Source organism: Streptomyces sp. Ag109_O5-10, from assembly GCF_900105755.1.
GTDB lineage: Bacteria > Actinomycetota > Actinomycetes > Streptomycetales > Streptomycetaceae > Streptomyces.
The window spans coordinates 4,932,084-4,958,036 of record NZ_FNTQ01000001.1 but is presented as its reverse complement, the minus strand read 5'-3'; the positions used below and the strand labels follow the sequence as shown (position 1 = coordinate 4,958,036).

Annotated in this window: 15 protein-coding genes, 1 tRNA gene, 1 pseudogene and 1 riboswitch; of the genes and pseudogenes, 7 read left to right on the top strand and 10 right to left on the bottom strand. The window is 73.5% G+C overall.

Annotated elements, in window-relative coordinates; translation table 11 throughout:
* Positions 1-469 precede the first annotated feature (469 nt).
* Positions 470-1,018, bottom strand: coding sequence for a MarR family winged helix-turn-helix transcriptional regulator (locus BLW82_RS22680; protein ID WP_093501193.1), 549 nt, complete (start codon positions 1,016-1,018; stop codon positions 470-472).
* 141 nt (positions 1,019-1,159) lie between these two features.
* Between BLW82_RS22680 and BLW82_RS22675 the strand changes: the two genes are divergently transcribed.
* Positions 1,160-2,434: an MFS transporter gene (locus BLW82_RS22675; protein WP_177233309.1), complete on the top strand. Its 1,275-nt coding sequence runs from the start codon at positions 1,160-1,162 to the stop codon at positions 2,432-2,434.
* A gap of 230 nt (positions 2,435-2,664) precedes the next feature.
* On the opposite strand, the gene BLW82_RS22670 is transcribed toward BLW82_RS22675, so the two are convergent.
* On the bottom strand, positions 2,665-4,311 hold the full coding sequence (locus tag BLW82_RS22670; protein WP_093501189.1) for an ATP-binding SpoIIE family protein phosphatase: 1,647 nt from the start codon (positions 4,309-4,311) through the stop codon (positions 2,665-2,667).
* A 191-nt stretch (positions 4,312-4,502) separates the two neighbouring features.
* Positions 4,503-5,882, bottom strand: coding sequence for an NAD(P)/FAD-dependent oxidoreductase (locus tag BLW82_RS22665; RefSeq protein ID WP_093501187.1), 1,380 nt, complete (start codon positions 5,880-5,882; stop codon positions 4,503-4,505).
* Between the two features lie 404 nt (positions 5,883-6,286).
* On the opposite strand from BLW82_RS22665, the gene BLW82_RS22660 reads away from it, so the two are divergent.
* Together BLW82_RS22660 and BLW82_RS22655 are read left to right on the top strand one after the other, a co-directional pair.
* Positions 6,287-7,069 carry a TetR/AcrR family transcriptional regulator gene (locus BLW82_RS22660; RefSeq protein WP_093501185.1) on the top strand — a complete coding sequence of 261 codons (783 nt, stop codon included), beginning with the start codon at positions 6,287-6,289 and terminating at the stop codon, positions 7,067-7,069.
* A gap of 273 nt (positions 7,070-7,342) precedes the next feature.
* On the top strand, positions 7,343-9,202 hold the full coding sequence (locus BLW82_RS22655; protein ID WP_093501184.1) for a sigma-70 family RNA polymerase sigma factor: 1,860 nt from the start codon (positions 7,343-7,345) through the stop codon (positions 9,200-9,202).
* Here the strand turns inward: BLW82_RS22655 and BLW82_RS22650 are convergent.
* Together BLW82_RS22650 and BLW82_RS22645 are read right to left on the bottom strand one after the other, a co-directional pair.
* Positions 9,189-12,485 carry an AfsR/SARP family transcriptional regulator gene (locus BLW82_RS22650; protein WP_177233033.1) on the bottom strand — a complete coding sequence of 1,099 codons (3,297 nt, stop codon included), beginning with the start codon at positions 12,483-12,485 and terminating at the stop codon, positions 9,189-9,191. The genes BLW82_RS22655 and BLW82_RS22650 overlap by 14 nt on opposite strands.
* 764 nt (positions 12,486-13,249) lie before the next feature.
* Positions 13,250-15,328, bottom strand: a complete 2,079-nt coding sequence (locus BLW82_RS22645; RefSeq protein ID WP_093501182.1) for an asparagine synthase-related protein — start codon at positions 15,326-15,328, stop codon at positions 13,250-13,252.
* Positions 15,329-16,076: 748 nt separating this feature from the next.
* Here BLW82_RS22645 and BLW82_RS22640 point away from each other — a divergent pair.
* The 4 genes from BLW82_RS22640 to BLW82_RS22625 all read left to right on the top strand — a co-directional run bounded on the left by BLW82_RS22640 (position 16,077) and on the right by BLW82_RS22625 (position 21,206).
* Positions 16,077-17,501, top strand: coding sequence for an NsdA family TPR-like regulatory protein (locus tag BLW82_RS22640; protein WP_093501181.1), 1,425 nt, complete (start codon positions 16,077-16,079; stop codon positions 17,499-17,501).
* A 172-nt stretch (positions 17,502-17,673) separates the two neighbouring features.
* Positions 17,674-18,903, top strand: a complete 1,230-nt coding sequence (gene lhgO, locus BLW82_RS22635) for an L-2-hydroxyglutarate oxidase (protein WP_177233308.1) — start codon at positions 17,674-17,676, stop codon at positions 18,901-18,903.
* A gap of 43 nt (positions 18,904-18,946) precedes the next feature.
* Positions 18,947-19,858, top strand: a complete 912-nt coding sequence (gene trmB, locus BLW82_RS22630) for a tRNA (guanosine(46)-N7)-methyltransferase TrmB (RefSeq protein WP_177233032.1) — start codon at positions 18,947-18,949, stop codon at positions 19,856-19,858.
* 10 nt (positions 19,859-19,868) lie between these two features.
* On the top strand, positions 19,869-21,206 hold the full coding sequence (locus BLW82_RS22625) for a PrsW family intramembrane metalloprotease (protein ID WP_093501179.1): 1,338 nt from the start codon (positions 19,869-19,871) through the stop codon (positions 21,204-21,206).
* A 156-nt stretch (positions 21,207-21,362) separates the two neighbouring features.
* Here BLW82_RS22625 and BLW82_RS22620 read toward each other — a convergent pair whose 3' ends face one another.
* The 5 genes and pseudogenes from BLW82_RS22620 to BLW82_RS22600 form a co-directional block, all read right to left on the bottom strand.
* Positions 21,363-22,307: an aldo/keto reductase gene (locus BLW82_RS22620; RefSeq protein WP_093501177.1), complete on the bottom strand. Its 945-nt coding sequence runs from the start codon at positions 22,305-22,307 to the stop codon at positions 21,363-21,365.
* A 152-nt stretch (positions 22,308-22,459) separates the two neighbouring features.
* Positions 22,460-23,497: a M23 family metallopeptidase gene (locus tag BLW82_RS22615; protein ID WP_093501175.1), complete on the bottom strand. Its 1,038-nt coding sequence runs from the start codon at positions 23,495-23,497 to the stop codon at positions 22,460-22,462.
* Between the two features lie 7 nt (positions 23,498-23,504).
* A riboswitch (cyclic di-AMP (ydaO/yuaA leader) is annotated at positions 23,505-23,665 on the bottom strand.
* Positions 23,666-23,915: 250 nt separating this feature from the next.
* Entirely contained in the window at positions 23,916-25,034 is a 1,119-nt protein-coding gene (locus BLW82_RS22610; protein ID WP_093501173.1) for a PP2C family protein-serine/threonine phosphatase, read from the bottom strand.
* Positions 25,035-25,265: 231 nt separating this feature from the next.
* A tRNA-Met gene (locus tag BLW82_RS22605) sits at positions 25,266-25,339 on the bottom strand.
* Between the two features lie 70 nt (positions 25,340-25,409).
* Positions 25,410-25,706, bottom strand: a pseudogene (locus BLW82_RS22600) (MBL fold metallo-hydrolase); the annotation flags it as partial.
* Between the last annotated feature and the right edge of the window lie 247 nt (positions 25,707-25,953).

Below are 25,953 nucleotides of genomic sequence, written 5' to 3'. Positions count from 1 at the left end.
CGGGCTTTCCTCCGGGCTTCCCTTCGGTCTTGCGTTTCCGACTCTATCAGATCTTTTCTCGACCCGATTTCCTCGGTGCTTTCCAGGTTTCCGCTCTCGCGTTTCCCTTTCCGGCGGTTCCGACTCTATCAGATCCTTTCGGCGTCTGATTCCCAGTCAGCGGGAGTTGCCTTCGCGGCCGTTGGGCCGTTCCGACGTCCCAAACCCTAGCGGATCCGCTCCGCGATTCCCAATCGGGCCTACTGGTCCGACCGGGCACCGCTGAGACCCGAAATCGAATTGAATTCGGGCACGCCGAAATCAACCCGGTCGGGAGATCGTGCTGGTGGTTTGGGTGCCGCGTATGCGGCGGAGGTGCTGTCGCAGAACCGTTACGGCTCCGCGGCAACCCGAAGAACATTACGGATCGGCCAGGGGGCTGTCAACCCTCCCCTGTCAAGATTTTTTCCATGACCCGCGCGTCGCGGCATCAGTCCAGGTCGCTGAGCCGGCCGCCGGCGTCGGGCTGAGCGTGCTCCACGCGACGGAGCAGCCGGGTGAGGACCTCGCCGAGCACCGCGCGCTCCGCCGGCGAGAGGTCCTGGAGCAGATCCTCCTCGAAGACGGAGGCGAGACGCATGGCCTCCAGCCACTTCTCACGCCCTTCGGGAGTCAGCTCGACGATCACCCGGACGCGGTTGCACTCGTCCCTCTCCCGGGTGACGAGTCCTTCGGCGACCATCCGGTCGATGCGGTGGGTCATCGCGGCCGGGGTGAGGCCGAGGCGCTTGGCCAGTTCGCTGGGGCCCATGCGGTAGGGGACCCCGGAGAGGACGAGGGCCTTGAGGACCTCCCACTCCGCGTTGCTGATCCCGAGGGCGCCGGTCTGGCGGCCGTAGGCGACGTTCATCCGGCGGTTGAGCCGGGACAGCGCCGAGACGATCTTCTCGACCTGGGGGTCGAGGTCCTGGAACTCGCGCTGGTAGGCGGCGATCTGCTCGTCGAGCGTCGGCTCGCCGGCGCCGGTGGTGTCGGCCATGGTCCGAAGTATCGCACGGTCAGGCTTGGCGTTGAAGTCCTTCGGGATGTAGTCTTTAGCTTCGAACTTTAGCTTCAAAGTCTTCAGACTTCAGCAGTCCGTCGACTTGATGACCTGAGAGAGGTGAACGTGACCAGGGCGATGGGCGCAGCGATGCGCCGGATCCACGTGGGCAACGCACTCAGCGCGTTCGGGCTCGGCTTCACCGTCCCCTACCTGTACGTCTACGTGGCGCAGGTGCGGGGGCTCGGTGCCATGACGGCGGGTGTCGTGCTCGCCGTCTTCGCCGTGGCCGCGCTGATAGTGCTGCCGTTCGCCGGCCGGGCGATCGTGCGGCGCGGCCCACTGCCGGTCCTCCTCACCGCCCTGGTGACGGCCGCTGTCGGCGCGCTGAGCCTGGGGCTGGCGGGGAGCGCCCCGGCGGTGCTGGCCGCGGCAGCGCTGCTCGGGGCCGGCCAGGCCGTGATGCAGCCGGCGCTGGCGACGATGATCGTGGACTGCTCGACGGCGGAGACCCGGTCCCGGGCCTTCGCGACGCAGTTCTTCCTGCAGAACCTGGGACTGGGCGTCGGTGGCCTCATAGGCGGCCACCTCGTCGACACGACCAGGGTCTCCTCCTTCACCCTGCTCTTCGCGATCGAGGCGGCGATGTTCCTGCTGCTGGTCGTCGTGATGGCGACGGTGCGGCTGCCGCACTCGCCGCGCATCGCGGCCGCGCCGGCCGCTGCGTCGGCGAAGGGCAGCTGGAAGCAGTTGCTCGGGAACCGGGCGATGGTGCAGCTGTCCGTGCTCGGCTTCGTGCTGTTCTTCGCGTGCTACGGGCAGTTCGAGTCCGGGCTGAGCGCGTACGGCGTGGAGGCGGCGGGGATATCCACGTCCGCGCTGGGAACCGCGCTCGCCGCGAACACCCTGATGATCGTCGTCGCGCAGTTCGCCGTGCTCAGGTTCGTCGAGCGTCGGCGGCGGTCGCGGGTGATCGCCGGGGTCGGGCTGATCTGGGCCGTGGCGTGGGTCGCGGCCGCGTACGCGGGGCTGGGGCACGGCAGCCAGGAGATGGCGACGGCCGCGTTCGTGTCGACGTACGCGCTGTTCGGGCTGGGCGAGGCGATGCTGTCGCCGACGGTGGCCCCGCTGGTGGCCGACCTGGCGCCGGAGGGGATGGCCGGGCAGTACAACTCGGCGTTCGCGCTGGTCAAGCAGCTTGCGCTGGCCGTGGGGCCGGCGGTGGGCGGGCCGCTGGGGGCCTCGCTGCCCACGCCGTACGTCGTGACGTTCCTGCTGTTCTCGCTGGGGATCAGTGTCCTGGCGATCCGGCTCGGCAAGCGGCTGACCGAGGTCCAGGACCGGCCTTGGCTGGCCGCGAGGAGCAGGGTCGTGGCCCGGGGCGGGGCGACTACGGAGTCCGTGTCCGCGTAGTGGCGGGCTGGGGGCGGGGGGTGTCATTTACGGCACTGGCACGGTGCCGCTGCGCCCACCCGTGCCGCCCTGCGGCACGCCTGCCCACAGCTGGGAAGAAGGGGTGGGCAAAGCGCCCCGTCAGGGGCGCTGGGGGTACCCCCGGCCGAAGGTTGGGGGAGGAACCGCGCGGGCAACCCCCACCCACCCGCAGCCGCAACACAACAGCCGCACCCCCTACGGCGCTCCCGCTACCCCTTCGGCAGTACGAACTCGCACCACACCGCCTTCCCGCCCCCGGGCGTCCGTCTCGACCCCCATCCGGAAGCGATCGTCGCCACGATCGCGATGCCCCGCCCCGACTCGTCGCCCGGTTCCGCGCGGCGGCGCCGCGGCAGGTGGTCGTCGCCGTCGGTGACCTCGATGATCAGTCGGCGGTCGGTGCGGCGGAGCCGCAGCCGCATGGGCGGGGTGCCGTGCTGCAGGGAGTTGGCGACCAGCTCGCTCGTGGCGAGGACGCCCAGATCGTGCAGGTCGGCCGGGAAGCGCCAGCTGGTCAGCACGCCGGAGGCGAAGGCACGGGCGCGTGGCGCCGCCTCGATGCCGCCGAGGAGTTCCAGCGCGGCGTTGCGGAACAGGTCGCCGTCCGGGCCCGTGCGGGCCGGGTGCTGGAGGACGAGGACGGCGACGTCGTCGTCGTGGTCGGCCGTGACGCCGGCCGAGCGGACCAGGCGGTCGCAGATGACCTGGGGCGTGCCGGTGGCCCCCGCCAGCGCGCGCTGCAATGCCGCGATGCCCTCGTCCAGGTCCTCGTCACGGCGTTCGACCAGGCCGTCCGTGTAGAGGACGGCCGTCGAGCCGGGACTCAGCGGCACCGAGGCGGACGCGTGGACCCAGCCGCCGGTGCCGAGCGGCGGCCCGGTCGGTTCCTCGGTGCGCAGCACGCTGCCGTGCTCGTCGCGGACGAGGATCGGGAGGTGCCCGGCGGAGGCGTAGACCAGGCGCCCCTCGTTGGGGTCGTGGACGGCGTAGACGCAGGTGGCGATCTGGTTGGGGTCGATCTCGGTGGCGAGGCCGTCGAGGAGCTGGAGGACCTCGTGCGGGGGGAGGTCCAGGCGGGCGTAGGCGCGGACCGCCGTACGGAGCTGGCCCATGACGGCCGCCGCGCGGACGCCGCGGCCCATGACGTCGCCGATGACGAGGGCGGTGCGGCCGCCGCCGAGGGTGATGACGTCGTACCAGTCGCCGCCGACCGCGGCTTCGGTGCCGCCGGGTTGGTAGGTCGCGGCGATCCGGAGGTCGTCGGGCTGTTCCAGTTCCTGCGGGAGCAGCGAGCGCTGGAGGGTCACGGCCGTCTCGCGCTGCCGGCGTTCGCTGGCGCGCAGCCGCTCCGCCGCCTCGGCGTGGTCGGTGACGTCGGTGGCGAAGAGGAGGACGCCGCCGTCGCGGTCGCCGTGCTCGGCGACCGGGGTGCAGGTGAACGTGTAGGTGCGGCCGTCGAGCGCCTTGCGGGACTTGAGGGTGCGGGGCTTGCCGCTGCGCAGGACCTGGTCGAGGAGGGGGAGGAGGCCGAGTTCCGCGAGTTCGGGCAGGGCCTCGCGGGCGGGGGCGCCCAGGGGCCGTGCGCCGAAGGCCGTCGTATAGGCGTCGTTGACGTACGCGATGTGGTGGTCTGGGCCGTGGACGAGGGCGACCAGGGCCGGGACGTGGTCGAGGACGCCGCGGGCGGGCAGTTCGTCGACCGCGGGGACGCAGGGCGAGTCATCGGTCAGTTGTTCGGCGCGGGCCGCGGGTACGGAGCCTTCCCCTCGTCGGTCCGGGGAGACCGCGTGCTCGGTCCGCGCTGCGGCGCGGCGCTGCGTTCCGGGGAGCCGGGCGCTCCAGCGCGTGAAGTTCACGAAACCTTGCCTCGTGTCGTCGTCTCCGGCCGGCTCGGGGAGCGGCCGGGGGCCGGGGGAGGTCCCCCGGTGCAGTTCTGGGGAGAAGCTGGGGGTGAGCCTTGTGCTCGGTCGGGGGCAGTCTGGCAGGGTGGCCGTCGGCGACGACATCCGTCAGACGCCGGGGCGGCCCGTGGAGTTCCTGAGTTCCGTCAGGACGACCCGTTCGAGTCGCCGGAGGGACTGTGAGGAGGCTTTCCACCGGCCGCGAGTTCGAACTCCGCTCGGGGATGTTCGAGTGATCCGAGCGAGACGATCTCCCGTTTGAAGAGCCCGGAGAGGGTCCATTCGGCGAGGACGCGGGCCTTGCGGTTGACGGTGGGCACCCTGCTCAGGTGGTAGACGCGGTGCATGAACCAGGCAGGGTAGCCCTTCAGCCTGCGCCCGTAGACCTGGGCGACGCCCTGGTGGAAACCGAGCGAGGCGACCGAGCCGGCGTTCTTGTGGGCGTACGTGTCGAGGGGTTCGCCGCGCAGTGCGTGGACGATGTTGTCGCCGAGGACCCTGGCCTGGCGGACCGCGTGCTGGGCGTTGGGGGCGGTGTCGGTGCCGGGTTCGGCGGCGGTGACGTCGGGGACGGCGGCGGCGTCGCCCGCGGCCCATGCGTGGTCGACGCCGTCGATGGTCAGCTCGGCGGTGCATTTCAGCCGTCCGCGCGGGGTGCGCGGCAGGTCGGTGGCGGCGACCAGGGGGTGCGGTTTGACGCCGGCCGTCCAGACGACGGTGCGGGTCGGGAAGCGCTGGCCGTCGCTGAGGACTGCGACGCGGTCCGCGCAGGACTCCAGGCGGGTGCCGAGCAGTACCTGGATGTTGCGGCGGCGCAGTTCGGTGACGGTGTAGCGGCCCAGTTCGGGGCCGACCTCGGGGAGGATCCGGTCGGTGGCCTCGACGAGGATCCACTTCATGTCCTCGGGCTGGACGTTGTGGTAGTAGCGCGAGGCGTAGCGGGCCATGTCCTCCAGTTCGCCGAGGGCTTCCACGCCCGCGTAGCCGCCGCCGACGAAGACGAAGGTGAGCGCCGCGTCGCGGAGCGCGGGGTCGCGGGTCGAGGAGGCGATGTCCATCTGCTCGATGACGTGGTTGCGCAGGCCGATGGCCTCCTCGACGGTCTTGAAGCCGATGCCGTGCTCGGCGAGACCGGGGATGGGCAGCGTGCGGGCGATCGAGCCGGGGGCGAGGACCAGTTCGTCGTACTCCAGGACAGTGGCGCCTTTGCGCTCCTCGGCGGTGGCGAGGGTGGCCACTTCGGCGGTGCGCTTGGCGTGCTCGACGGCCGTCACCTCGCCGACGACGACATGACACCGGTCCAGAACGCGCCGCAGGGGTACGACGACATGACGAGGGGAAATCGAACCCGCGGCCGCTTCGGGAAGGAACGGCTGGTACGTCATGTAGGGATCGGGGGTGACGACGGTGATGTCGACCTCCCCCCGGCTGAGCTCCCGCTTCAGCCTCCGCTGCAGCCGCAGGGCCGTGTACATCCCGACGTAGCCGCCGCCGACAACGAGAATGCGCGCACGTTCCTTCACCATCCCATGACGCACCCGTGACTGTTGTTTGTCCACAGCCCCGGCAATTTGTGTGACCGGAGGGCGGCTTTCCGGGTCGCCGGGCGCACGCGCCGGGCCGGACGAAAGGGACCAGGTCAGCGGGGGCGGGCAGGGGGGCGCGAAGGCACCGAACCGGGAGGTATGCGACCCGTACTCCGATCGGGGGGCGCACCGTGCGGAACGTCCCCCTTCTGAATTGACAGCCTCTCAACTATGTTCGTGTGTCGACGGGGTGCAGAGGATGTGGTCGAACGGCCCGCGAGGGGCCGGTCCGCCCGGCCCGCGTTCCATGGATCGGTCATGGGTCGGCCGCAGTTCCGCTCACTCCGGCTTTCAGTGACGGGGAGAGTCTCCGGGGGGAGACGTCGTTAACCGGGGGAACACAGATGCATATTCAGGACACGCATTGGTCATCGGCGTCCGCTCTCGCGGCCGCTGGCGGAACGATGAGCGCGGCGGTGGGCAACGGACGCGGTGACGGGCCGCGCACGACGCCGCTGCGGGTGGACGCACAGCGCAATCTGGAGCACGTGCTGCGTGCGGCACGCGAGGTCTTCGGCGAGCTGGGGTACGGCGCGCCGATGGAGGACGTGGCGCGGCGCGCGCGGGTCGGGGTCGGCACCGTGTACCGGCGTTTCCCGAGCAAGGACGTGCTGGTACGGCGGATAGCCGAGGAGGAGACCTCCCGGCTGACCGACCAGGCGCGGGCCGCGCTCGGGCAGGAGGACGAGCCGTGGTCGGCGCTGTCGCGCTTCCTGCGGACCTCGGTGGCGTCGGGGGCGGGTCGGTTGCTGCCGCCGCAGGTGCTGCGGGTCGGGGTGCCGGAGGAGGTCGGCGGCGGTGCCGGGGCCGAGTCCGGGGAGACCCGGGTGCCGCAGCAGCGGACGCAGCCGGGCGCCGGTGCCGGGGAGTTGCGGCTGGTGCCGGAGGAGCGGGAGCCGGTGGGCGACGTCGCCGACGACGCGGGGGCGGCCGCGCTGCTCGACGTCGTGGGGCGGCTGGTGGAACGGGCGCGGGCGGCGGGTGAGTTGCGGCCGGACGTCTCCGTGTCCGACGTGCTGCTGGTGATCGCCACGGCGGCGCCGTCCCTGCCGGATGCCGCGCAGCAGGCGGCGGCTTCGGCTCGGTTGCTGGACATCCTGCTGGAGGGGCTGCGGTCCCGGCAGTGAGGGTGGTCTGCGGTGCCCGCGGGAGCGCAGCAGCGTGTGCCGGGTGATGGCCGTGGGCGGGTGCGGGTGAGTTGTGGCTGGTCGCGCAGTTCCTCCCCCAGCCTTCGGCCGGAGGTACTCCCAGCGCCCCTTACGGGGCGCTGTAGTCCCGGCGTTTCCCGACGTGTCCTCTTCCGGGTGACCGTTTCGTCACTCGGGGTCCTCGGCAAAAGGCGGTGTGGCAGTCTGAGCCGGTGATTCGGTCGGTCGGGCAGGCATCGGGGGCGTTCCGCGGTGAGCGTTGAGGGGTGGGACGAGTCCGTCGGTGAGGAGACGGCCTCGCCGCAGGTGCCCAGCCAGGGCGGGCGGGCCTCGGTGCCGCCGACCGGTGAACCGCCGGAAGGGAACGTTCCGGCACAGCGCGGCGGGAGCGTCCTGCCTCCGCCCCGGAAAGTTCCGCATCCCGACAGCCAGTTGATCGAGCGGATGCGGGCCGGCGACGACTCGGCGTACGAGGAGCTGTACCGGCGGCACGCGGACGCCGTGCGGCGCTACGCGCGCACCTGCTGCCGGGACGGGCACACCGCCGACGACCTGACCGCCGAGGTGTTCGCCCGCATGCTGCAGGCGGTGCGCGGCGGGTCGGGGCCCGAGTACGCCGTGCGCGCCTACCTCCTCACCTCCGTACGGCGGGTCGCCGCGCAGTGGACCAAGTCGGCCCGGCGTGAGCAACTCGTCGACGACTTCGCGCTGTTCGCGGCGCAGTCCGGGCGCGGCTCCGAGGTGTCCGACGACGACACTCTGGACCTCGGCGCGGATGTGCGCGCGATGCACGAGGCCGAGCAGTCGATGGCGATGCAGGCCTTCCGTTCACTGCCGGAGCGCTGGCAGGCCGTGCTGTGGCACACCGAGGTCGAGGACGAGTCGCCGAGCGAGGTGGCCGTCCTCTTCGGGCTGGACGCCAACGGCACCCGGGTCCTTGCCAGCCGGGCCCGGGAGGGCCTCAAGCAGGCCTACCTCCAGGCCCATGTGAGCGCCGCCCTCGCCGACGACGAGGAGTGCGCCCGCTACGCCGACCAGCTCGGCGGCTACGCCCGCCGCAAGCTGCGGATCCGCGCCGAACGGGGGCTGCGCAAGCACCTGGAGGAGTGCGCCAGGTGCCGGCTGGCCGCCGCCCAGATCGAAGAGGTCGCGAGCGGGATCCCGGCCGTCGTACCGGTCGCGGTCATCGGCTGGTTCGGGGCCGCCGGGTACGCCAAGGCGTTCGGCATCATCGCCGGGGGCGCCGGCGTGGGAGCCGCGGGCGCGGCCGCCGCGGCCGGCGGATCGTCCGGCGGGGCGGGCGGTGGTGGCGGCGGCGCCGCGGCCTCGGAGGGGCTCGCGGGGCCCGTGAAGGCCGGTATCGCCGCCGGAGTGGTCGCGGCGGCCGTCGCCGTGGTGGCTCTCGCCCTGACGAACGACGGCCACCCGGTCAAGGAGGCCGCCAGACCCGCCCCGTCCGCGCCGGCCGTGCAGCCCGCCACCCCGGCCCCCACCCCGACGAAGAGGAGGCCGGAACCCGAGCCGGTCGTCCTCGCCCCCGAACCGGACCCGACGCCCACGCCGACGCCGCCCCCGAGCCCGCGGCCCACCCCCAGCCCGAAGCCGGCACCCACCCCGACACCCACGCCCACCCCGCCGGCACCGACCCCCACCCCCACGCCCACTCCGCCGCCCGCCCCGGCCGTATACCAGTGGAGCGAGCTGCGCTTCGACGTCACCGGCGACGGCACCCGGCCGGAGATGCGACTGGGCGAGAGCAGTTGGGTGTGGCAGCGGTACGGCGTGACGGTCGCCGGCAAGGAGTACCCGCACGGCGTCACCGTGCACGGCCGGTCCTCCGTCACCATCGACCTCAACCGGCAGTGCACCGCCTACGACGCGCTGGCCGGCGTCGACGACATGACCCTCGGCCTGGGCGAGGTCAGCTTCGCCGTCTACGCCGACGGGGTACGGCTGTGGCAGTCCGGGGTGGTCGAGGGCGGGCAGGCCGCCGTACCCGTCCACGTGGACCTGACCGGGCACCGGACCGTGCGGCTGGTGGTCGAACCGCGGACCGCCTTCGACACGGTGGCCCTCGCCGACTGGGCCGAGTCGAAGTTCACGTGCCGGTAGCGGCCGTCGGGGTTCTGCCCAGTTCGCGCAGGGCGTCCTCCTCGGTGAGGGAGGCACCGCGCGAGCGCTCGGCCGCGTAGCGCTGCGGGGTCAGCGAGGCGCGGGCGGCCGCGTCGACCTCCTCGGCGCGGGTGCGCTCCGGCTCGGGACGGACGCTCCCGGCACGCCAGTGCTCGGCGGCGGCGTACAGCCGTACCGCACCCGCCAGATCACCGAGCCGGGCCAGCAGGTCGGCGCCGACGTCCACCAGCGCCGCCGTGATCACCTCGGCGCACCGGTACGCCACCGCCTCACGCAGCCCTTCGGCCACGATCGGCAGCCCGCTCGCGGGGCCGTGCTCCAGGGCCGTGAGCATGGCCTCGACGGCGCGGAGCGCGGCCGTGAACTGCGGTGGCGCGGAGCCGGCCGACGTGGCGGCGCGGGCGGTCTCGTAGTACTCGCGCGCCCTGGGCAGGTCCCCGACGTGCTGGGCCAGGAGCGCCCGCAGCAGCGCCACGTACGCCTTCGACTCCGCCACCGCGTACCGCTCGGAGGCCTCGCCCGCCTGGTCCAGGACCGCCTGGGAACCCACCAGGTCACCGGAGCGGAAGGCGATCTCGGCGAGCCGCGCGAGCAGGAACGGCGTCTCCGCGTACGCGCCCACCTCGTGGGCGAGGCGCAGCGCCTCCCGGTACTCGCCCTCCGCCGCCACGAACCGGCCGCGCGCCATGTCCGCCTCGCCGGCCGCGCTGCACACCTGGGCCCCCATCCAGCGGTCTCCGACCCGCCGGCTGAGGACGCGCAGCTCGGCCAGGTCCTCGTCGACGCCCCGCAGGTTGCCGGGCGAGTCGACCATGATGTGGGTGCGGTACATCAGGCTGACGCCGACCTCCCAGTCACCGCCGTACATCCGGCAGTTGGCGATCACCGCGGACATGTCCGGGCTGATGTCCACGGCGGAGCCGCCCATGGTCCACGCGGTGAGCGGCCAGATGAGGCCCGGCATCCGGGCGGCCCGGGGACCGCCCGCCTCGAAGGCGGCCCGGACGAGCGCGACATAGCGCGGGGTCCGCTCGTCCGCCGCCAGGTCCGACGGGCCGGACTCGGACGCCAGGAACAGGTCGAGCAGCCTGAGGTCCATGCGCAGCTCGTACAGCGGGTGCCCGGCCTCGGCGTCGGGGGCGGCCAGGAGGGCGCCCACGGGGTCCGCCACGGCGGCGAGCGCGCGCAGTTCGTCCGGTTCCGCGTCGTCGGGCAGGGCGTCCCGGGCGACGCCGAGGCGCAGCACCGCGCGTACCGAGGCCGTCGCCTCCTGGCGGTAGTTGCGCAGCCACCAGAACCAGCCGACGGCGAGGACGATCCGGCCCGCCCGCACCTCGTCGCCTGCGTGGACCGCCCGGTCGAGGGCGGCGCGGATGTTGTCGAGGTCGGCCTCCAGGCGGCGGATCCACGGAAGCTGCTCCCCGGAGCGCAGTCTCGGCTCCGCCTCCTCGACGAGCGCGCACACCCACGCCCCGTGCCGTCGCTCGGCCGCCGTCCGCAGCCCGGGCACCTCGGCGGCACGCTCGACGGCGTACTCGTGGATGGTCTCCAGCATGCGGTAGCGCATACCGCCGGTGCCGTCCGGGCCGTCCGGGGTGGCGACGATCAGGGACTTGTCCACGAGCGCGCCGACCAGGTCCGCGGCCGGTCCGGTGCAGACCGCCTCCGCCGCCGTGAGGTCCCAGCCGCCGGCGAAGACGGACACCTCGCGCAGCATCGTCCGCTCCCGTTCGTCGAGCAGGTCCCAGGACCAGTCGACGACGGCGCGCAGGGTCTGCTGGCGGGGCAGGACCGTGCGGCTGCCGGCGGTGAGCAGGCGGAAGCGGTCGTCGAGCCGGTCGGCGATCTGCCGGGGCGTCAGCAGCCGGAGCCGGGCCGCCGCGAGCTCGATCGCGAGGGGCAGGCCGTCCAGGCGCCGGCAGATCTCGGCGACGGCCGCCGGGTCGCCCGGCGCGGCACCGGGCCCCGCCCCGGGGCGGACGGCGGCGGCGCGCTCCTCGAAGAGGCGGTGTGCCTGCTCGGGGGCGAGGGGTTCGACCGGGCGCACCGACTCGCCGGGGACGCCCAGGGGTTCACGGCTGGTGGCGAGGACCGTGAGGCCGGGGCAGTGGGTGAGCAGGGTCTCGGCGAGGGCGGCCGCCGCTTCGATGACATGCTCGCAGTTGTCAAGGATCAGGAGTGGGCTGCGCTGGGCGCAGTACTCGACGAGCAGGGCCGTGGGGTCGGTCTGCACGGTCGCCAGCTCGTTGGTCATGAGCACGGTCTCGCGCAGACCGAGGGCGCTGACCACCGCGCCCGGCACCGCCTCGGGCCGGTCGAGCGGGGCGAGCTCGACGAGCCATGCCTGCGGGAGCCCGGCGGCGGCCTCCTCGGCGAGACGGGTCTTTCCGGAGCCGCCCGGTCCGGTGAGCGTGACGAGACGGGCCCTGTGCAATTCGGAACGAACAGCTTCGAGTTCGGGTTCCCGCCCCACGAAAGAGGTAAGCCGCGGACGGAGGTTGCCGCCGCGGGGCGGGGGCGCCGGCAGCGGGGTCGTCTGCTGCGTGAGCAACGACGCGTGCAGGGCCTGAAGTTCCGAGCCGGGGTCGGTGCCGAGGCCTTCGGCGAGGGTGCGGCGGGCGGCCTCGTACGCGGCGAGGGCGTCCGCCGGGCGGCCGGTGTCGCGCAGGGCGCGGATGAGCAGGGCGTGCAGCGGCTCGTCGTACGGGTGGGCCGTGGTGAGCTCGGTCAGCTCCGGTACGACACCGGCGGCCCGGCCGAGGCGGAGGGCGGCTTCGGCCCGGGCGCGGGTGGCTTCCAGCCGGAGCGCGTCCGGGCGGGCGGCGGCCGTCGCACGGTCGGGGAGATCGGCGAGGGCGGGGCCATGCCAGAGGGCGAGGGCGTCGGTGAGCACGCGGTGGGCCCCCGCCGGGTCGCCGGCGGCCAGGGCGCCGGTGCCCTCGCGGACCTGCCGCTGGAAGACGTGCAGGTCGATGTCGTCCTCCGCCGCCGCCAGGCGGTAGCCGCCGGGGGTCGAGGCGATGCTGTCCCTGCCGAGGACCCTGCGGAGCCGGCCGACGAGCGCCTGGAGCGCGGCCGGGGCGTCCTGGGGTGGGTCGTCGTCCGCCGCCCAGATCTCCTCGATGAGGGTCTCGGGGGTGAGGGTGCGGGCGGGGTGCAGGGCGAGGACAGTGAGCAGGGCGCGGAGGCGGGGGCCGCCGACGGGTATGGGGGTGCCCTGGTCGTCGCTGGCTTGGGCCACGCCCAGGATTCGGTACCGCACCGGGTCATTGTCGCCGGGGGCGGGGGAAGGGGCACGGGGTTTCGACGCCGGTGGGCTTGCAGGTCGCCCGGAGCGGCGGCTGGGGGTGGGGACGCTCCCCGGCGCAGACCGGGCGCCGCCGCGCCCACCCGTGCCGCCCCAGCGGCACGACTGCCCGCAGCTGAGTGGCTGAGTAACTGCCACGGGCACGCACAGCTGAAGGCCGACACGAACGCGCACAGCTGAGAACCGACCCGAGCGCGCACAGCTGAGAACCGACGCGAACGCGCGCGGTTAAGAGCCGACGCGGACACGCACAGCTGAGAACCGCCCCGGGCACGCACAGCTGAGAGCCGACACGAGCGCGGGGAGTTGAGAACCGACGCGGGCACGCGCGGTTAAGAGCCGACGCGGACACGCACAGCTGAGAACCGACCCGAGCGCCGGCAGTTGAGAACCGACGCGGACACGCACAGCTGAGAACCGACGCGAGCGCGCGCGGTTAAGAGCTGACACGGGCGCGCGCGGTTAAGAGCTGACACGGGCGCGCGCGGCTGTGCAGGGCGTGGCTGGGAAGCGCCCCGTAAGGGGCGCGGGGAACTGCGCGACCTGCCCCCACCGGCCCGCGGCCGAAGCACAGGGGTCCCGGTTGCGGGGGTCTGGGGGCGGCAGCCCCCGGATGCGGCAGCCCCCCGGATGCGGCAGCCCCCGGATGCGGCAGCCCCCCGGATGCGGCAGCCCCCCGGATGCGGCAGCCCCCGGATGCGGCGGCCTCCCTCACGACCTCACGCCCCCGACGCCAACGCCCCCCGCATCGGCCGTATCCCCGCAGGGACCGCACGCGCGCGTGCCGGCGTCCCCGTCCAGCACGTGCCGCGGCGGGAGAGGAGCCGGCGCAGCCACAGCTCCAGGGAGACCAGGTCGGCCAGCCCGTCCAGCGGCAGCGGCTCGCCCGCGGCCGCCCCGCGGAGCGCCTTGCGGACCACCCGCGCCTCCACCAGCCCCGCCTGCGCCAGCAGCGGCGTCGAGAAGAGGGAGATGAGGTCGTCGGCCGCCACGCGCAGCCCCGTACGGGTGGCCGCCGCCGAGGACGCGTGGGAGGGGGCGCCCCAGCCCGGCGGGAGGTCGGCGACGCCGGCGCCCTCCAGGACCGTGCGGAGGATCGCGGCGCGGGCGCCCGGCTGGACGCGCAGCGCCTCGGGGAGCTCGCGGCAGGCGCGGACCACCTGGTTGTCGAGGAAGGGGGTGTGGAGGCGCTGGGAGCGGATCTCGGCCGCCTGTTCCAGGACCCGGATGTCGGCCGCGTGGCGGGCCAGCACCGCACGCGCGCGGTAGTCTCCGGGGCGCTGCCCGGGGCCGACGCCGGAGCGGTTCGCCGATCCCTGGAGCAGAACCGATACTTCAGCCAGCGCCTCACCGGTCAGCCAGCGCGCCGCGGGGCCCGGTCTCGCCCAGGTGAGCGCCGCGAGGGACGCGCCCACCGCGCCTCCGGGGTCGTCGAACCGGCGCCGCAGCAGGCGCTCGGCGAGGGACTCGACGCCCGCACGGTACGGCGTGCGCGCCAGGCGGCGGGCCGCGCTGTAGACGCGCGCGGGAACCATCACCGAGCCGTCGGCCTTGGCGAGCGCGGCGACCGGGCGGACGAGGTGGCGGCGCTTGCGGTCCATCAGCAGGTCGGCGAGGCGCGCGGGGTGGGCGTCGAGGACCTGGCGGGCGCCGTAGCCGGTGAAGTGGTCGGCGCTGCCGGCGGCGAGCCGGGCGCGGTGCCGGGCCGCGGAGATCAGGGACGGGGCCGGTTCGTCGGTGAGGGGGCCGTCGAGGTCGGCGTACGGCAGCACCTCCTCGCCGCCGGTGACCACCACGTGGTGCAGGCGCGGGTTGGCGGCGAGGGCGCCCGCGCGTTCGAGTTCGGCCTCGCGGCCGCCCACGGCCAGATCGTTGAAGGTGACGGCGAGGAGGCGCTCGCCGGCGCCCGTGCCGTGGCCGAGGACCGTGCCGGGCATGCCGGGCAGGCCCGCGGCCAGCAGGGCCAGCGTCCCCGACGCCGGGCCGCCGGAGAGGTCGGCGCCGATGCCCGGGACCGGCATCCCGCGTGCCGCGCGACGCTCCGCGGGGCCCATGCCGGGTACCGGACCAGGGTCGATGTCCGGGACGTGCCGGGGCGCCGACAGCCGCGCGCGTACCGCTTCTACGAGCGCGTCCCGTACGGCGTCCACCGCGCGGTCGGGGTCGGCGGAGGGGGCCGCGACCGCGAGCGAGGCGACCTGCTCGTACCCGGCGACCTCGCGCGCCCCGGTGCGCAGGATCAGCGCATGCCCCGGCGGAATGCGCCGCACGCCCTCGTACGGGGTCGAGTCGTGCAGCGCGGCCGGTACGTCGGGGGCGGCGAGGAGGGCCGCGAGGTGGCCGTAGTCGAGGTTGGCCTCGATGAGGTCGGCGAGCGGGAGCGCGGCCGTGGCGTAGGCCGTCCCGCCTGCCCAGGGGCTGTAGAAGACCGGGCGGGCGCCCGCGAGGTCGCCGCAGACGGTGACCCGGCGGCCGACCTGGACCACGGCGGTATAGCTGCCGGGCCAGGCGGTCAGATGCCGGAGTGCGCCCCCACGCGCCGTGAAGAGGCCGAGGCGGAGTTCCTCGTCGGTGGCGCCGCAGGTGCCGAGGACGGCGATGCGGTTCTGCGCGTCGGCCTTGATGACGCGGACCTCGTCGGGGCGCCAGTCGCCGACCGCCCAGAGCGGGTCGGGGTCGCCCCACAGGAGCTGGGAGCCGACGGGGTGGACGGTCTCGCCGTCGTAGCCCATGGCGCCGGCGGAGCCGATCGTGGCGGCACCGGAGATGGTGCTGCTCCATCCCACCAACCACCGCATCGACGCCTCCACAGGCTGTGGACAACCATGCACGGTACGAACCGGGTCCCCATGCTGCCATGAAGGGCGCGGTCAGGAGTGGCGGTGGGGCCGCCTTTGATCCCTGGAAGATTTCACGGAGTTGCCGTGGAGTTGCCGCAGGACCGGCGACGCGCGCGTGCCGCGGGAGATCCGCGGCGGGAGCCGGACGCCGTACGGTACCGGGCGACCGCGACGTGAATGCGCCCCCCGTACGCTCCCCAAAAACGCCGTTCGCGCCCTCAATTGCCATGGTAGGAGCGTTGAGTCGCCGAAAACGGTGGGGGCGATTTTCGGCCAAATCGCAGACGGCCGCACGGACTTGCGCACGCTCTGTACATGCTTTGCGCATCGCACGCGCGCTTGGCCGGACGCGCACAGTCCGGGAGGCGGGCATCGCCTCCCGGACCGGTCCGCCACCCGCGGGGATGAAGGTGGCGGTGTCCCCCAGCCCACTGGATCCAGTACAGCGGGCCGACCCACGCATCAGCCATGGAACCGCCCCCCAGTTGGCCGGAGAAGAGCGCACGCACAGGCGCACGGCCACACGGCGGGGGCACGACGCGACAGCCCGAGCACGGTGCGTATCTGGGCCGCACTCGCGTACGGACCACAATCCCGCCATCCGGAACAATGCCCCTTAACGCTTGGGATGCGGCGAACTACGCTGGGTTTACGAATGCCGCGTGGTTATGCCAGCGCGACAGCCGTCTGTGTCGAGGGGTGGCGCATGTCCAGGGAGCAACGCGGGCCGAACGAAAAGCTCGGCGCCGTTCTCGCCCTCGCGGGAATCAGCAACGCAGGACTCGCGCGACGCGTCAACGATCTTGGCGCTCAACGCGGGTTGACTCTTCGCTACGACAAGACGTCGGTGGCGCGCTGGGTGTCGAAGGGCATGGTGCCGCAGGGCGCCGCGCCACACCTCATCGCCGCCGCGATAGGCCAGAAGCTCGGCCGCCCGGTGCCGCTCCACGAGATCGGCCTGGCGGACGCGGATCCCGCCCCCGAGGTGGGCCTCGCCTTCCCACGGGACGTCGGCCAGGCGGTGCGGTCGGCGACGGAGCTGTACCGCCTCGACCTCGCCGGCCGCCGGGCCGGTTCCGGCGGCATCTGGCAGTCGCTGGCCGGTTCGTTCGCAGTGAGCGCGTACGCAACGCCCGCCTCGCGCTGGCTGATAACACCCGCCGACAGCTCGGTCGCGCGCGAGGCGAACGCCGTGGACGGTTCGGGCGCACCGCTCAAAGTCGGCCACAGCGACGTGCAGAAGCTGCGGGAGGCCGCCGAGGACGCCAGACGCTGGGACTCCAAGTACGGCGGCGGCGACTGGCGGTCGTCGATGGTGCCGGAGTGTTTACGGGTGGAGGCGGCACCACTGCTGCTCGGCGCGTACTCCGACGAGGTCGGGCGGGCGCTGTTCGGGGCGAGTGCCGAACTGACACGCCTCGCCGGGTGGATGGCCTTCGACACCGGGCAGCAGGAGGCCGCGCAGCGGTACTACATCCAGGCGCTGCGGCTCGCCCGCGCGGCGGCCGACGTGCCGCTCGGCGGGTACGTCCTGGCTTCGATGTCCCTGCAGGCGACGTACCGCGGCTTCGGTGACGAGGGCGTCGACCTCGCGCAGGCCGCCGTGGAGCGCAACCGGGGGCTGGCGACCGCGCGGACCATGAGCTTCTTCCGGCTGGTCGAGGCACGGGCACACGCGCGTGCGGGGGACGCGCAGGCCGCGGGGGCCGCGCTGAAGGCGGCGGAGGGATGGCTGGAGCGGGCGCGGGAGGGTGACAACGACCCGTCCTGGCTCGGCTTCTACGGCTACGACCGGTTCGCCGCGGACGCGGCCGAGTGCTACCGGGACCTGAAGGCCCCGCGGCAGGTGCGGCGCTTCACGGAACAGGCCCTCTCCAAGCCGACGGAGGAGTTCGTGCGGTCGCACGGGCTGCGGCTGGTGGTCTCGGCGGTCGCCGAACTGGAGTCGGGCAACCTCGACGCGGCCTGCGAGCAGGGAGTGCGGGCCGTGGAGGTGGCCGGGCGGATATCGTCCGCGCGGACGACGGAGTACGTGAAGGATCTGCTGCACCGGCTGGAGCCGTACGGGGACGAGCCGAGGGTGGTGGAGTTGCGGGAGCGGGCGCGGCCGTTGCTGATGGCGCCGGCGTGAGGGGCGCCCACGCGTCTGCCGGGGCCGCTGTGGTCGTGCGGGTGCGGGTGCGTGGGGGCCGGCCGCGCGGTTCCTCCCCCAGCCTTCGACCGGGGGTACCCCCGGCGCCCCTTACGGGCGCTTCACCAACCGTGCGTTTGAAGTGGCTGTCAGTGGCGCAGTGCACTATCGGATGCGGGAGGTGGTGCAGGTGTCTGCCGGGGTTGCGTACGACTGTGATGTGCTCGTCGTCGGGGGTGGGATCGTCGGGCTGTCCACCGCGTATGCGGTCACGCGGGCGGCTCCTGGGACCCGGGTCGTCGTGCTGGAGAAGGAGGCCGGTCCCGCGCGGCATCAGACCGGGCGGAACAGCGGGGTCATCCACAGCGGGGTCTACTACCGGCCCGGATCGCTGAAGGCGCGGTACGCCGTCAAGGGTGCCGCGGAGATGGTCAAGTTCTGCGCGGAGTACGGCATCGCGCACGCCGTCACCGGCAAGCTGATCGTCGCCACCGAGCGCGACGAGCTGCCCCGGCTGCACGCGCTCGTGCAGCGCGGCCGGGAGAACGGCATACCGGTGCGGGAGCTCGGGGCCGCCCAGATCGGGGAGTACGAGCCCGAGGTGCACGGGCTCGCCGCCATACACGTCGGGACCACCGGGATCGCCGACTTCGTGGGCGTCGCCCGCCGGCTCGGGGAGGCCTCGGGAGCGGAGATCCGGTACGGCGCCCGGGTCGTCCGGGTGGACCGGCGGCCGGAGCGGGGCGTAGCCGTGCTCACCTCGCGCGGGGACGTCGTACGCGCGCGCGTGCTGGTCAACTGTGCGGGGCTGTACTGCGACGAGGTCGCCCGGCTGACCGGGGACGAGCCGGGGATGCGGATCGTGCCGTTCCGCGGGGAGTACTACGAGCTGGCGCGGCCGGAGCTGGTGCGGGGGCTGGTGTACCCGGTGCCGGACCCGGCGTTCCCGTTCCTCGGGGTGCATCTCACCCGCGGGATCGACGGGGGCGTGCACGTCGGGCCCAACGCGGTGCCGGCGCTGGCCCGGGAGGGATACGGGTGGGACGTCGTCCGGCCGCGGGAGGTCGCCGGGACGCTGGCCTGGCCGGGGTCCTGGGCGCTGGCGCGGCGGCACTGGCGGTACGGGGGCGGGGAGCTGCTCCGGTCGGTGTCGAAGAAGGCGTTCACGAGGGCCGTACGGCGGCTGCTGCCCGCCGCGCAGGAGGATGACCTGGTGCGGGCGGCCGCGGGGGTGCGGGCGCAGGCCGTGCTGCGGGACGGGACGCTGGTCGACGACTTCCTGATCAAGGAGGGGCCGCGGACGGTCCACGTGCTGAACGCGCCCTCGCCCGCGGCGACCGCCTCGCTGCCCATCGGGCGGGAGGTGGCACGGAGGGCGCTGGAGGCGCTGGGCTCGGTGTGACACCCCGCGGGCCGTCCCGCGGGGGCCGTAAAATCGACGCACTGTGTCTGACTCCCGCAACGCCCCCGAAGCCCCCCGGCCCGCCGAGACCGGCCTCACCGAGACCGGCCCCGCCGAGCACGTCCCCGGTGCGCACCCCGACCACGCCCCCGGGGTGTCCGTCCGGCACACCCGGGCCAAGGGGGAGCCGCGGTTCCCGAACGGCCCCATGGCCGATCCGGCCGGGTCCCACTTCGAGCGGCGGATCCGCAGTTTCCAGCCACGCCGCAGCCGGGTCACCGCCGGGCAGGCCGACGCGTTGCAGCGGCTGTGGCCCAAGTGGGGCCTGGACATCGACGGGCAGCGGGTCATCGACCTCGGCGAGTTGTTCGGCAACGACAACCCGGTGGTGCTCGAGATCGGGTTCGGGATGGGCGAGGCGACCGCGCAGATGGCCGCCGAGGAACCAGGCGTCAACATCCTCGCGGTCGACGTGCACACGCCGGGTCAGGGGAACCTCCTCAACCTCGCCGACCAGAACGGGCTGTCCAACGTCCGCGTCGGCAACGGCGACGCGATCATCCTGCTCCGGGAGATGCTCACGCCCGACGCGCTGGACGGGCTGCGCGTCTACTTCCCGGACCCCTGGCCGAAGAAGCGGCATCACAAGCGGCGGCTGATCCAGCCCGAGTTCCTCGACCTCGCGGCGACCCGGCTGCGGCCCGGGGCGATCCTGCACTGCGCGACCGACTGGGAGCCGTACGCCGAGCAGATGCTCGACGTGCTCGACGCCCACCCGGAGTTCGAGAACACGCAGGCCGAGGGCGGTTTCGCGCCACGTCCGGCGCACCGGCCGCTGACCCGTTTCGAGGGTCAGGGACTGGACAAGGGACATGTGGTGAACGATCTGCTCTTCCGTCGCGTACAGCACCGGGTGCCGCAGAGCGAGCAGCACCGTCAGGAGTCACCTCGTTAGGGTCGATGCCGTGGCCACCTTCCCGCCGCCGTACCCGCAGTACTCACCACAGCCGCCGCGGCCGCCGTATCCGCCGGACCCCGCAGGGCACGGTCTGCGGCATCCCCGCTGGTGGCAGCGGCGCTGGGTGCGGTACGCGGCGCTGAGCACCCTGCTGGCCCTCTCCGGGCTGGTGATCCTGGCGCTGGTGCGGGAGCAGACCGGGACGGAGGGCTTCCTCGTCGGGCTCGGGCTCGCCGTGCTGCCCGTGCCGCTGCTCGTGGGCGCGTTCCGGTGGCTGGACCGGGTACAGCCAGGACCCTGGCGGAACCTGCTGTTCGCCTTCGCCTGGGGCGCCTGCGCGGCCGCGCTGATAGCCATCGTCGCCAACAGCTTCGCGACGAGATGGATAGCGACGGCGACCGCGGACCCGAGCAGCGCGGACACGCTCGGGGCGACCGTGATAGCGCCGGTCGTCGAGGAGTCGGCGAAGGCGGCGGCCGTCCTCCTCGTGTTCCTCTTCCGCCGGCGGGACTTCACCGGGGTCGTCGACGGGGTGGTGATAGCCGGGGTCACCGCCACCGGGTTCGCCTTCACCGAGAACATCCTCTACCTCGGCACGGCCTTCGGGACCGACCAGCTGACCGGGGACAGCGGGATCGCCTCCGTCACCGCCGCGACGTTCTTCGTGCGGATCGTGCTGTCGCCGTTCGCGCATCCGCTCTTCACCGTCCTCACCGGCATCGGCTTCGGCATCGCCGCGCTCTCCGGGGAACGGCAGCGGGCGCGGCGGGTGCTGGTGCCGGTGGCCGGGCTGCTGCTCGCGATGAGCATGCACGCGTTCTGGAACGGTTCGTCCACGTTCGGGCAGTACGGGTTCTTCGCCGTGTACGGCATGTTCATGGTGCCGGCGTTCGGGCTGCTGACCTGGCTGGCCGTCTGGACGCGGCAGCGCGAGCTGCGGGCCGTACGGGAGGAGCTGCCGGTGTACGTCTACGCGGGGTGGCTGGGCACCGCGGAGCCGTTCGTGCTCGGGTCGATGCGGGCGCGGCAGATGGCCCGGGAGTACGCGGCGTACCACTTCGGGAAGGCGGCGGGTCGGGCGGTCGCCGAGTACGAGGGGTACGCGACGACGCTGGCGCTGCTGCGGCGCCGGGGGCGGCGGGGGCGGGCGGCGGCCGACTTCATGGCGCGGGAACGGGAGCTGCTGACGGAGCTGTGGAGCCGACGGGAGCTGGTGCGGCCGGCCATGGAGTACGCGGCGCGGACGGCTGCGCCGGGCGGGTGGCGGCCGGGGCACGCCGGTTACGCGGCGCCGGCCCACGGGGCGGCGGTGCCGTATCCGGCCCACAACCCGTACCGGAACTAGCGCTTCGGGGTTGCGGACGGCTCGGCACCGCCGGAACGCGCCGCGAGGGCTGAGCACTGTCGCGGCCGACTCACGTACGCGCCTAACTACAACTCCCCAGCCGAGGGCTGGGGAGGCACCGTTGCGGCGGAAAGGACGGAGCGGGGCCGGCCGTCGTCAGGCCGAGGCCGTCGTCAGCTTCGTCAGTTCCTCGTCCGTCAGGGTCAGGTCGGCGACGCCCAGCAGCGGTGGGAGTTGCTCCAGCGTGCGGGCCGAGGCGATCGGGGCCGTGATGGTGGGCTGGGCTGCCAGCCAGGCGAGGGCGACCGTGGGGATCGGGGCGTCGTGGGCCGCGGCGATCTCGTCCAGGGCCGCCAGCACCCGCTGGCCGCGCTCCGACTCGGCGTACTGGGCGGCCCGGCCCGCTCGCGCGCTGTCGACCGTCGTACCGGGGCGGTACTTGCCGGTGAGGAAGCCGGCGGCCAGCGAGAAGTAGGGGACGGCCGCGAGGCCGGTGCGGGAGGCCAGGTCCTGGAGGGGGCCTTCGTAGGTGTCGCGCGAGACCAGGTTGTAGTGCGGCTGGAGGGCCACGTACCGGGCGAGGCCCTCGCGGTCGGAGAAGTCCAGGGACTCCTGGAGCCGCTCCGGCGTGATGTTGGACGCGGCGATGTGCCGGACCTTGCCCGCCCGCACCAGCTCGTCCAGCGCGCCGATGATCTCCTCGACCGGGATCTCGGGCTTGTCGAAGTGCGTGTAGTACAGGTCGATGCGGTCGGTGCCGAGACGGCGCAGGGACGCGTCGGCGGCGGCCTTGATGTTGGCGGCGGACAGGCCCTGGTACTCGGGGTGCTGGCTGACCTTGGTCGCGATGACGACGTCGTCGCGGTTGCCGCGCGCCTTCACCCACTTCCCGATGATGGTCTCGGACTCGCCGCCCTTGTTGCCCTCGATCCACGCCGTGTACGAGTCGGCGGTGTCGACGAAGTTGCCGCCCGCGGCGGTGTACGCGTCGAGGACGGCGAAGGAGGTGTCCTCGTCGGCGGTCCAGCCGAAGACGTTGCCGCCGAGGGCTAGCGGGAAGACCTCGAGGTCGGAAGAGCCGAGTTTGCGAAGAGCAGTCATGCCCTACTTCAACGCGGGCCGCCCGGGGACCCATCCCTGTCGATTACGAAGGTCTCGTAAAAGCGGAATCCGCGGTCGGCACGCCGGCGGCCCTGACGCCGGGGGTTGTCGTCAGGGCCGCCGGGAGCCGGTCGGTGCGTTCCGGGCCGGGGTCAGGGGTTGAGGCCCTTGCCGCGCAGCCAGGTCATGGGGTCGATGGCGGTGGCCTGGCCGTTCGGGTGGACCTCCAGGTGGAGGTGCGGGCCGGTCACGTTGCCGGTGGCGCCCACCCGGCCGATGACGTCGCCGGTGGCGACCTTCTGGCCGACCTTGACGCCGATCGAGGACTGGTGGCAGAACCACAGCTCGGTGCCGTCGTCGAGGGTGATGATCGTGCGGTAGCCGTAGGAGCCGGCCCAGCCCGCCTCGGTGACCGTGCCGCTGTGCACGGCCTTGATCAGCGTGCCGGTGGGCGCGGCGAAGTCGAGGCCGGTGTGGTAGCCGGAGGCCCACATGGAGCCGGCCTGGCCGAAGGTGCCGGTGATCGTGTACGAGACGACGGGCAGCGTGTACTGCTTGGCCAGCGCGGCGAGGCGGGCCTGCTCGGCCTTCTGCTTCGCGGAGGCCTCGGCCTTCTCCTTGGCGTCGGCGGCCTTGGCGGCGGCAGCCTTCTCCGCCTGGGCCTCGGCGTCCGCGACCGCCCTGTCGGCGGCGGCGACGGCCTTGGCGCTGGCCTTGGTGTCGAGCTGGTTCTGCTGCTGCGCGGCCTGGGCGATGATCCGGCTGCGCAGCGCCTCGCCGGCGTCGGACGAGGAGGAGTCCGCGTCGGTGGCGCTCGTCGTCGTGACGCTGCTGAGCGCGGTCTGGGTGGCCTGGTGGCCGCTGCCCTCGCCGAGCAGGGCGTCGACGGAGGAGGGCAGGTCGGGCAGCGAGATGGAGACCGGCGGCTTGCCGGTGTTGGCGCTGGCCATGCCGCCCGCGCCGACGGCGGCTATGACGCCGACGCCGAGAACCGTGGAGCTGCGGGCGAGGCCGCCGCCCTTCTGCTTGGCGACCCGGTGCCGGCCGCGGGCCGCGGAGAGGGACTCCTCGGTGGGGTTCCACTCCTCGAAGGGGCCCTCGTCGGTGCGGTAGCCGCCGTAGGCGAAGGTCTCGGGCCGGCGCTGGCTGGGCACGAACGGGGCTGTCGGAGCAGGCGGGTTGGACGCCACGCGGGCGCACTCCTTTCCTTCCGCTGCCTACCGGGTTAGCTGACGGGTTCGGAGCGGGAAGGTCTCCTACGCGCGTATACCGGCCGTTTCGTACCCGGCGGTAGCCGTGCGATTCACCCCAAGGTGGTGGTTCCCCGGTTCCCTTGCGGGATTCGGCGCGTGCGCACGGAGCCGTCGCGGGTGACGGCTGGGACGACCGCGCTGCGTTATCGAACGTTAATAGACCCGGCTATCAGATTCCAAGCAGTTCGTCTTGATCATTAAGCTTTCAAAGCTCGGACTTACCTGCCATGACCGGTCGAAACCGGTCGAGTCGACGGTGCGCGCTGCTCAGCTCAGGAGTCACACAGGTTTTGATGGTGACTCAGTTGTCATGCGCAGGGCGGTCGTCCGGACACCGACCGTGACCGCCCGCCGTTCAGGGCCGCCGTACCGCGAGCAGCGCCATGTCGTCGGTCATGGCGCCCCCGGTGTGCCGGCGCACCTCGGCCGCGAGCCGGGCCACCAGGGCGCCGGGGGCGGTGGCGGCGCGGCCGGTCAGCCGCCGCTGCGGATCGTAGAAGCGGCCGTGCGCGTCCCGCGCCTCGGAGAGGCCGTCGGTGTGCAACAGCAGCGTGGCCCCACTCGGGAACGCGTGCTCGGCCGCCCGGTCGGGCCACGCCTCCAGCTCGCCCAGCCCGAGCGGCAGCGCGGCCTCCGGCGCCCGTATCGGGCGCACCTCGCCGTCGCCGTGCAGCAGCAGGGGTGGCGGATGACCACGGTTGACGAGCCGGAGCGTGCCGTCGCCGTGCGGGAGTTCGGCGAGTACGGCGGTGGTGAACCCCTCGTGGGCGTCGGCGCCGCCGCGCCGGGCGCCCTCGCGGGCCAGCGCCCGCTCCAGCCGGCCGGCCACCGCCTCCAGCGTGGCCTCCTGCTCGGCGGCCTCCCGGAAGGCGCCGATGACCACGGCGACGACGGCGACCGCGCCCATCCCCTTGCCGCGGACGTCGCCGACGACCAGCCGCACGCCGTACGGGGTGTCCTGGACGGCGTACAGGTCGCCGCCGACGAAGGTGCCCTCCTGGGCCGCCTCGTAGCGGGCGGCGATCTCGAAGCCGCCGATCCGCTCGGCGGGCTCGGGCAGCACGGCCCGCTGGGCGGCCTCGGCGACTTCGCGGGCCGTCGCGAGGCGCTGGTCGCCGAGACGGACGATCCGGTTGATGCCGGCGGCGAGGGCGGAGACGGTGATCACCGTGAGGATCTCCGTGACGGCGTCGTCGTCCGGGAGCAGGGCGAGCCGGGCGTGCACGGCGTAGGTGGCGAGGAGCGCGGCCAGGCCGGTGAGGAGGGTGGTGCGCAGCGAGGAGAGGGGCGCGGCGATCAGCGGGGCGGCCGTGAAGAAGGGGACCGCGGTGAAGGGGGCGGGGGTGAGGCGGTCGTAACAGACGCCGGCGCAGATCAGCAGCGCGGGCAGGAAGCGGGCGAGGACGCGGGCGGACGCCGGACCGCGCTGCTCCAACTCCGCACGGCCCACCACGCGACCCCCCTGCCGTCCCATGTCCTCGATGCGCTCGCCGTGTGCGATGTCCTCGCCGTGTGCGATCTGCTCACGGTGTTCGATGCGTCCGGTGTCTTCGATGCCTGTCCGTCCAGGTTTGCGGCTGCGAGCGGGTGGGGCGAACGGTGTGGGCCGGGCGGATGAGTGCGGAAGTGTGTGATGAGGAACACGCGCCCGGACACGACTCAGGGCCGGAATCCTCGAATCTCGGATTCCGGCCCTGGGTTTCAGTAGCGGGGACAGGATTTGAACCTGCGACCTCTGGGTTATGAGCCCAGCGAGCTACCGAGCTGCTCCACCCCGCGTCGGTGACACCAGCATACGCCATCGGAAGGGTGGGAGTCACACGCGTTAAGACTCACGCGCGGGAGCGGGTCAGCGCACGCCGAAGCGGCGGGCCCGGGTGGCCGCCTCGCGGGGGCCGTCGGCGAAGGGCCGGCCGTGGCCCGGCAGCAGGACGGTGTCCCGGGAGAGGCCGGCGATGGCGTCCAGCGATGCGAGGGCGGCGGCGGAGTCGTGGGTGAAGGCGCGGCAGACGAGGCAGGGGCCGGTGTGCCCGGTGAAGGCCTCCTGGGTGACCAGGGCGTCGCCGGTGAAGAAGAGGCCCTGGTCGGGGAAGTGGAAGCCGGTGCTGCCGGGGGTGTGGCCCGGCAGCGCGACCGCGAGCGGCCGTCCTCGCCCTGCTCGCCGGCCTCACCGCGGCCGCGGCACCGGCAACCGGTCCGGCCGCGACACCGCCCGCGCCACCGGCCGCCGGCCCGGCCACGCCACCGGCCACCGGGCCAACCGCGGCCGCGGCACCGCCCGCGAAACGGCCCGTCACTCCGGCCGCGGAACCGCCTGCCGCTCCGGTCGAGCCGCCGCGTCACCGGCGCGGGTGACGCGTCACCGGCGCGGGCGAGCCGACAGCCCGCCGACC